We start from the raw sequence: 7,741 nt of genomic DNA on the forward strand, positions 1-7,741 counted from the left end.
GAGCCCCCGCACAGTGGGCTCCGGCCGTCGGCTTGTGGGCCGTACGAGATCAGATGTCGAGGCCGGTCAGGACCAGGACCCGCTCGTACGTGTAGTCGTCCATCGCGTAGCGGACACCCTCGCGGCCCACACCGGACTGCTTGACGCCGCCGTACGGCATCTGGTCGGCGCGGTAGGACGGCGCGTCGCCGATGATCACACCGCCGACCTCGAGTTCGCGGTGGGCGCGGAAGGCGGTCTGCACGTTGCGGGTGAAGACGCCGGTCTGCAGACCGAACTTCGAGTCGTTGACGGCGGCGAACGCCTCGTCGGTGTTCTCGACCTTCTTCAGCGTCAGGACCGGACCGAAGACCTCCTCGGTGGCGAGCTTGACCCCGTCCGGCACGTGGGCCAGGACGGTGGGCTCGTACGAGGCACCCGCGCGCTTGCCACCGGTGAGCAGCTTGGCTCCGCCGGCCACGGCCTCGTCGACCCAGGACTCGACGCGCTGGGCGGCGGCCTCGGAGACGAGGGGGCCGACGTCGGTGGCCGAGTCGGACGGGTCGCCGGTGACCTGGGCCTGGACCTTCTCGACGACCTTCTCGACGAGGCGGTCGTAGACGGAGGCGTCGGCGATCACGCGCTGCACGGAGATGCAGGACTGGCCGGCCTGGTAGTTCGAGAAGGTCGCGATGCGGGTCGCGGCCCAGTCGAGGTCGGCCTCGGAGGACCAGTCGTCCAGGACGACGGCCGCGGCGTTGCCGCCGAGCTCCAGGGTGCAGTGCTTATGGGGCACGGACTGCTGGATGGCGTAGCCGACGGTGTCGGAGCCGGTGAAGGAGATGACGGGCAGGCGCTCGTCCTTCACCAGGGCCGGCATTTTGTCGTTGGCGACCGGCAGGACCGACCAGGAGCCGGCCGGGAGGTCGGTCTCGGCGAGCAGCTCGCCCAGGATCAGCCCGGAGAGGGGCGTGGCCGGGGCGGGCTTGAGGATGATCGGCGCGCCGACGGCGATGGCCGGGGCCACCTTGTGGGCGCACAGGTTCAGCGGGAAGTTGAACGGCGCGATGCCGAGGACCGGGCCCTTGACGAAGCGGCGGGTCAGCGCGAGGCGGCCGACACCACCGGCGTCGGTGTCCAGGCGCTGGGCCTCTCCGCCGTTGAAACGGCGGGCCTCTTCGGCGGCGAAGCGGAACACGGACACCGCACGGCCGACCTCACCGCGGGCCCACTTGACGGGCTTGCCGTTCTCGGCGGAGATCAGCTGGGCGATCTCCTCGGTGCGCTCGGCGAGCCGCTTGGACACGTGGTCCAGGGCGGCGGCGCGTACGTGGGCGGGGGTCGCGGAGAACTCCGCCGTCACGGCGTACGCCGCGGCCACGGCCTCTTCGACCTGCTCGTCGGTGGGCACGCTGACGGCGGCGACCAGCCGGCCGTCCCACGGGGAGTGGACGTCGAAGCTGTCCTCGCCGGTGGCCTGGCGGCCGGCGAGCCAGAAGGCGTGGGTGGAAGTCATGCGAATCCCGGCCCTTCGGAAGTGTGCGGTGGGTCCTGACCCCTCCACCGTAGGACTCCGTCGGCGTTTCGGTGTTTGTCCCTGATGGAGCGGCGGGTCGTCGCGCTTCGCCGCTTTGTCACTGTCCACGCGGCCGTGCGGACGTGCGGACGTGCGGACGTGTGCCGCGCGGCCCGCGTGCCTAGGACGGGGTCGAGGTGGCCTTGAGGGCGAGCCACAGCTCCATGCGGACGTCCGGGTCCTCGAGGGAGCGGCCGAGGATCTCCTCGACCCGCTTCATCCGGTAGCGCAGGGTGTGCCGGTGCACGCCGAGGTCGGCCGCGGCCGCGTCCCACTGCCCGTGGCGGGAGAGCCAGGCCTGGAGCGAGGCCACCAGGTCGCCGCGCCCGGTCGCGTCGTGCTCCCGCAGTGCGCGCAGGGTGCCGTCCGCGAACGCCCGGACGGCGTCGTCGGCCAGCAGCGGCAGGACCGAGCCCGCCGCCATGTCCTCGTGCTCCACCATCGGCCGGCCGCGGCGCCGGGCCACGGCCAGGGCCTGGTCGGCCTGCTTGAGGGCCGCCGACACGCTGCCCGGTCCGGCCGGGGCGGACAGGCCGACCACCAACTCGTCCGGCTCCGGCCCGGCCGCGTCCCGGCCGCGCCGCGCCTCCAGTACCTCGGCGTGGTCCACGCACGCCTGTACGGCCGAGCCCCCGTCGGAGGCGAGGACCACGAGCCGGCCCGCCTCCGGGACCACGAGCAGCGCCTCCCCGGTCCGGGCCGCCGCCGACTCCACCGTGTCGGACAGCAGCGCCAGGCCTTCCGGCTGGGCGGTCCCCGCCAGGGCCGGCTCGGCCACGATGAGCCGGAACGGCGCCTCCAGCAGGGCCCCGTACAGGTCGCCGGCCACGGACCGCGCGTGGTCCGCCTCGCCCGCGAGCAGCATCCGCAGCACCGCCGCTCCGAGCCGGGACTCGGCGTCGTGCAGCGAGCGCGAGCGCTCCGTGGTGAGGGTGAGCAGCGCGACGGCGGAGTGGACGGCGTACCGCTCGGCCGTGCCCAGCGGGGCCGCGGTGCCGACGGCGAGCGCGCCGCGCGCCCGTCGGCCCGTACCCAGGGACTGGAGTTCGACGCGGTCCTCGGAGCCACCGACCACGGCGCTCGCGGGAGCCGGGCGCTCCCGCAGCCGTTCCACGTCGGGGGTCAGCCGGGCGGCGCGGCGCGCGGCCCAGTCGGGTGCGGCCGCGACGACCGCGCCCGAGGTGTCGTACAGGGCGGCCCAGCCGTGGACGTGCGCCGCCAGTTTCACCAGCAGCTCGGTGGGGCCGTCGACGGAGAGCGCGGCCCGCGTCAGCTCGCGCTGGGCCTCGAATCCGGCGGTCACGGCCCGGTACTGGTCCGCCGCGAGGGCAGCGGAGACCGCCTTGCTGATCGCCAGGAAGGGGGTCCGCCGCGGTACCTCCAGCAGCGGCATGTCCTCGGTCCGCGCGGCCTCGACCAGCGCCTCGGGGATCTCCTCGTAGTTGACCCCGATCGCGAAGCCGATGCCGACGACCCCGGCCGCGGCGAGGCGGCGTACGTAGGCGCGCATCTCCTCCGGGTCCCCCGCGTCCAGCTTCATGGCGGTGATCAGGAGCAGCTCCCCGCCCTCCATGTAGGGGACGGGATCGGCGAGCTCGCTGACATGGGCCCAGCGCACCGGGGTGTCGAGTCGGCCCTCCCCCGCCCGGACGCTGAGCTTGAGCGCCGAGTGCTGGACGAGTGAGGCGAGGGTGAGCGGCATCGGGTACCAGTGGCCTTAGCGGGAGGGGGCGACAGAGCGACGGGAGCGCAGGGCGGCCGGCGCGAGCAGGAGAAGAACCGTCGGCGGATTTCGCCGTGTCGTACGAACGACTCCCTCGATTCTGCCACCTCGTACGGGTCGGGGTGCGGGTCAGGACGTTCCGGCCAGGCGGACCAGCAGCGGAGCCGCCCGTTCCCCTCGTACCGAGGTCAGCGACAGCACCGCGTGCCCCGGCGGCACGGCGTGCGCCAGGTCCGACGCGGACCACCGCTCCCGCTCCACCTGGCGCACGGTCACCGCGTCCGTGGTGACCGCCTTGCCGGTGACGAGCTTGCGGAAGGAGTGCATCAGTCGGGTGAGCGGCTGGTCGGCGAAGACGGTGCGGTGGGTGACGTCCCGCGTCTCCACCCACTTCGTGCCCCAGGCCTCGGCGAAACGCTTGCCGTCCCAGGTGGTGACCCCGGAGAAGGCCATCCGGCAGCCGACGGACCCGAGCAGCGGTGTCCGCAGCGCCTCCGGTACGTCGTCCAGCGTGCGCAGCGTGAGCAGGACGCCCGCGTGCGCCGAGCGCAGCCGCTGGACGCCCCGCACGGTCTCGGCGGTCAGGGTGTGGGAGGCGTCGTCGAAGGCGAGGAAGGCGAAGAGGGAGCGGTCGGTGCGGGCGGCCGCGGCGGCGTTGAACTGGGCGAGCAGCAGCCGGGCCAGCATCCGGGAGGCGTCGGCGTGCCCGCGCTCGGGCAGATCCACGCGGACGCGGATCGGGTGCTCCAGCGCGCGCAGCGAGAACGGCCGGCCCTGGCCGGTGGTGTCGAAGAAGCCGGCGAAGGCGGGCCGGTCCAGCAGGGCCACCCGGTCGGCGAGGGCCGGGCCGGGGTCCGCGTGGGCGCCGTGCTGGCGGGCCCGGGCGTCGAGCTCGCGCAGCATGGCGTGCTGTCCGGCGAGGTCGCGGCGCAGGGCGTGGAAGGCGGTGGGGACCTGGTCGAGGAGCTCGCGCAGTTCGGGCACGGTCGGGAAGCGGTCGTACGCCGCCCGGAACGGCCCGAGGAGCTGGGCGAGGGCGGTCGCGGCCCGGCGTACGTCGGTCCCGGGGACGTCCCCGACGAAGGCCTCGGCGAGCAGGGTGGCGGCCTCGTCGGGGTCGGTGGCACCGCCGTAGAGGTCGAGGTCGTAGACGGAGGCGGGGTCACCGACCCGGACCACGACGTCGAAGGCGGCGTCAGGGCCGAGCTGGGCGCCGGCTGCTCCGACGGCGACGACGGCGGCCTGGCCGGCGAGGGCCTGGAGCGAGAGCGACTCGACGACGGGACGCACCAGCCGCCGGGTCTTGCCGGTGCCGGAGGGTCCGACCGCGAGCAGGGAGGTACCGAGCACGTCGGGGTCGAGGGCGAGGGCCGTGCCGCGGCGGGAGTACGGGTTGCGCGTGCCGTCCTCCACGGTGCCGAGCAGCACCTGCCGGGAGAGCAGATCGTGCCGGGCGGCGCGCACGGGCAGGTCCCGCGCCCCGGACGGGTGCACACAGGCCCCGGCGCCCTTGTCGCGCACGGCGTCGGCGAAGGCCCGCATGCGCGAGGGGTCGACGCGCACGGAGTCCCACGCGCGCCGGATCCGGGCGTAGTCCACGTCGTTCATCCGCCCGCCCCCGGCCTCCGCCTCCAGCCGCTCGGCGACCTCCCCGAGCCCGGCGGCCCGCAGCTGGGGCCAGCGCGCGGGGTCGTGCGGGCCACCGGCCTCGGGGCGTGCGGAGTCTGCGGCGTGCGTGGCCTGCACCGCGCGCAGGGCGCGGCTGCCGAGCACCCGGCGGCCCAGCTCGGGCCAGCGGCCCAGCCGCCCGAAGCCGATCACCAGGACGGTGGCGACGATGGCGTACCAGACGTAGGAGGCCACGACGGACGGGAGCTTTCCGGCCCAGGAGTCGGGCGTGAACATGTAGAGGGGCCAGAGCCAGAAGGCGCCGAGGTAGCCGTTCCACAGCAGGGACCAGAGCAGCAGTCCGGCGAGCAGGGAGATCAGGGCCCCGCTGACGAGTTGGCGGGTGGGGGTCTCCTCGGGCTCCTCGGCGGCCCGCGGCACGTGTCCGTACGTCCATACGCCCGGTCCGTCCGAGGAGCGCGGGTGGCGCAGCCAGTCGCCCAGCGTCGGGCCGGCCGTCGGCGCGTGCGAGGGCTTCGGGGGGAGGCCGACGGGCGGCGGGGAGGCCGGTCTCGGAACGTGCCCCACCTGGGGCGGACGCGTCTCGTGCGTGCCGTCGGTGTCCATGAAATCCCTGCCCCCTGACCGTGCCTGCGCTGCGTCGCTCAATGTAGTTGCCCGGGCGTCGGCCGTGGGGCCGTACTCGCGCTCCGGTCCGCCGTGCCGTCCGCAAGGCGCGTGCGCGCGTCCTTCCTATGGCCGCCACGGACAAGGACACGCGGTGATCACTACCGAACGGAGCATGCAGGACTCCCGCTCCCGGGCCTAGCCTGCGGACAAAGAGACAAGTGCGTCCGAAAACACCCCCCAGGAGCCCTCTATGACCGCTGTTCCGCAGGAGCGCAAGATCGTCACCGCGATCCCCGGCCCGAAGTCGCAGGAGCTGCAGGCCCGCCGCCTCCGGACCGTGGCCGGTGGCGTGGGCTCCGTGCTGCCCGTCTTCACGGCCCGCGCGGGCGGCGGCATCATCGAGGACGTCGACGGCAACCGCCTGATCGACTTCGGTTCCGGCATCGCCGTGACCTCGGTCGGCGCCTCCGCCGAGGCCGTCGTGCGCCGCGCCTCCGCGCAGCTGGCCGACTTCACCCACACCTGTTTCATGGTCACCCCGTACGAGGGTTACGTAGAGGTCTGCGAGGCCCTCGCCGAGCTGACCCCGGGCACCCACGCCAAGAAGTCGGCCCTGTTCAACTCCGGCGCCGAGGCCGTCGAGAACGCCGTCAAGATCGCCCGTTCGTACACCAAGCGCCAGGCCGTCGTCGTCTTCGACCACGGCTACCACGGCCGTACGAACCTCACCATGGCGCTGACGGCGAAGAACATGCCGTACAAGCAGGGCTTCGGTCCGTTCGCCCCCGAGGTCTACCGCGTTCCGGTCGCCTACGGCTACCGCTGGCCCACCGGCGCGGAGAACTGCGGCCCCGAGGCCGCCGCCCAGGCGATCGACCAGATCACCAAGCAGATCGGCGCCGAGAACGTCGCCGCGATCATCATCGAGCCGGCCAAGGGCTTCCTGCCCGCGCTCGTGAAGTTCGCCAACGACAACGGCATCGTCTTCGTCGCCGACGAGATCCAGTCCGGCTTCTGCCGCACCGGCCAGTGGTTCGCGTGCGAGGACGAGGGCATCGTCCCGGACCTGATCACCACCGCCAAGGGCATCGCGGGCGGTCTGCCGCTCGCCGCCGTGACCGGCCGCGCCGAGATCATGGACGCCGCGCACGCGGGTGGCCTGGGTGGCACCTACGGCGGTAACCCGGTGGCCTGCGCCGGCGCGCTCGGCTCCATCGAGACCATGAAGGAGCTCGACCTCAACGCCGCGGCGAAGAAGATCGAGTCCGTCATGAAGGCCCGCCTGACGGCGATGCAGGAGAAGTACGACATCATCGGCGACATCCGCGGCCGCGGCGCCATGATCGCGATCGAGCTGGTCAAGGACCCGGTGTCCAAGACCCCGTTCCCGGAGGCGGCCGGCGCACTCGCCAAGGCCTGCCACGCCGAGGGACTGCTCGTCCTCACCTGCGGTACCTACGGCAACGTGCTCCGCTTCCTCCCGCCGATCGTCATCGGCGAGGACCTGCTGAACGAGGGCCTGGACCTCATCGAGGCCGCGTTCGCGGCCATCGGCACGGCCATCTGATCGAACGGCTAGAACGTGCGCACGCGGCGACCGGCCCCTACCGCCGGTAACGGGCGGACGCTGTGAAGAAGCTGTGGGGGGCCGATGGCGGGAGCGCGATCCTGCTGTCGGTCCCCCTTTCGCTGCCGTACGGTTTCTGCAGATGAGTGAGACACCCCGCTCCAGGGAAACCGGGGGCGACACCAGTACTGGGCTTCCCCAGCACCGTACTGGACCTGCGTTCGCGCACACTCCTCACCGATCGGACGGCCGTTCGCCCCAAACCCCCCGGGGCGCCCGGCAACCCGATCCGGGCGGCCGTCCCGGAACCATCCCCCCTGTTCCGGGACGGCCGGCCACTCCTCTCCTGATCGCCGCGGTCTGCGGCCTGCTCTTCTCCCTGGTCACCTGGCAGGTGCTGGTCTCCGGCCCGTTGCTGGCCCCGGATCACGCGCTGAGCCGTGCCCTGGTGCGCACCCTCCCGGACCCGGTCACCGAGCGCCTCTCCGACCTCGGCAACATCCCGGTCGCCGTGCCCGTGCTCGTACTGGCCATGGCCTACGCGGCCCGGCGCGGGCGGGTCCTGGCCGCCGCGGCCGCGGGCCTGGCGATGGCCTCGGTGCCGGCCCTGGTCATCCCGTTCAAGGAGTGGACCGCCCGGCCGGGGCCCCTGGAGCCT

At 73.4% G+C, this 7,741-nt stretch carries 5 protein-coding genes; 2 read left to right on the forward strand and 3 right to left on the reverse strand.

Going from position 1 to position 7,741, the window contains the following annotated elements; translation table 11 throughout:
* Positions 1–49: 49 nt before the first annotated feature.
* The 3 genes from ACWGIU_RS22990 to ACWGIU_RS23000 form a co-directional block, all read right to left on the reverse strand.
* On the reverse strand, positions 50–1,495 hold the full coding sequence (locus tag ACWGIU_RS22990) for an aldehyde dehydrogenase family protein (protein ID WP_301366167.1): 1,446 nt from the start codon (positions 1,493–1,495) through the stop codon (positions 50–52).
* A 181-nt stretch (positions 1,496–1,676) separates the two neighbouring features.
* Positions 1,677–3,257 (reverse strand): PucR family transcriptional regulator, encoded by a 1,581-nt coding sequence (locus ACWGIU_RS22995; protein ID WP_453708594.1) that lies wholly within the window; start codon positions 3,255–3,257, stop codon positions 1,677–1,679.
* Between the two features lie 150 nt (positions 3,258–3,407).
* Positions 3,408–5,513 carry an ATP-binding protein gene (locus tag ACWGIU_RS23000; protein WP_453708596.1) on the reverse strand — a complete coding sequence of 702 codons (2,106 nt, stop codon included), beginning with the start codon at positions 5,511–5,513 and terminating at the stop codon, positions 3,408–3,410.
* Between the two features lie 253 nt (positions 5,514–5,766).
* Here ACWGIU_RS23000 and gabT point away from each other — a divergent pair, with 253 nt between their 5' ends.
* Positions 5,767–7,083 carry a 4-aminobutyrate--2-oxoglutarate transaminase gene (gene gabT / locus ACWGIU_RS23005; protein ID WP_453708598.1) on the forward strand — a complete coding sequence of 439 codons (1,317 nt, stop codon included), beginning with the start codon at positions 5,767–5,769 and terminating at the stop codon, positions 7,081–7,083.
* 142 nt (positions 7,084–7,225) lie between these two features.
* Positions 7,226–7,741, forward strand: a 516-nt coding sequence (locus ACWGIU_RS23010; RefSeq protein ID WP_453708600.1) for a phosphatase PAP2 family protein, incomplete at its 3' end; no start/stop codon positions are given.

The sequence above is a fragment of the Streptomyces sp. NPDC054840 genome (assembly GCF_053611065.1).

Bases quoted from the DNA above. Each gene is read 5' to 3' on its own strand.
- ACWGIU_RS22990 (WP_301366167.1), bottom strand. From the start codon at position 1,495: ATGACTTCCACCCACGCCTTCTGGCTCGCCGGCCGCCAGGCCACCGGC.
- ACWGIU_RS22995 (WP_453708594.1), bottom strand. From the start codon at position 3,257: ATGCCGCTCACCCTCGCCTCACTCGTCCAGCACTCGGCGCTCAAGCTC.
- ACWGIU_RS23000 (WP_453708596.1), bottom strand. From the start codon at position 5,513: ATGGACACCGACGGCACGCACGAGACGCGTCCGCCCCAGGTGGGGCAC.
- gabT (WP_453708598.1), top strand. From the start codon at position 5,767: ATGACCGCTGTTCCGCAGGAGCGCAAGATCGTCACCGCGATCCCCGGC.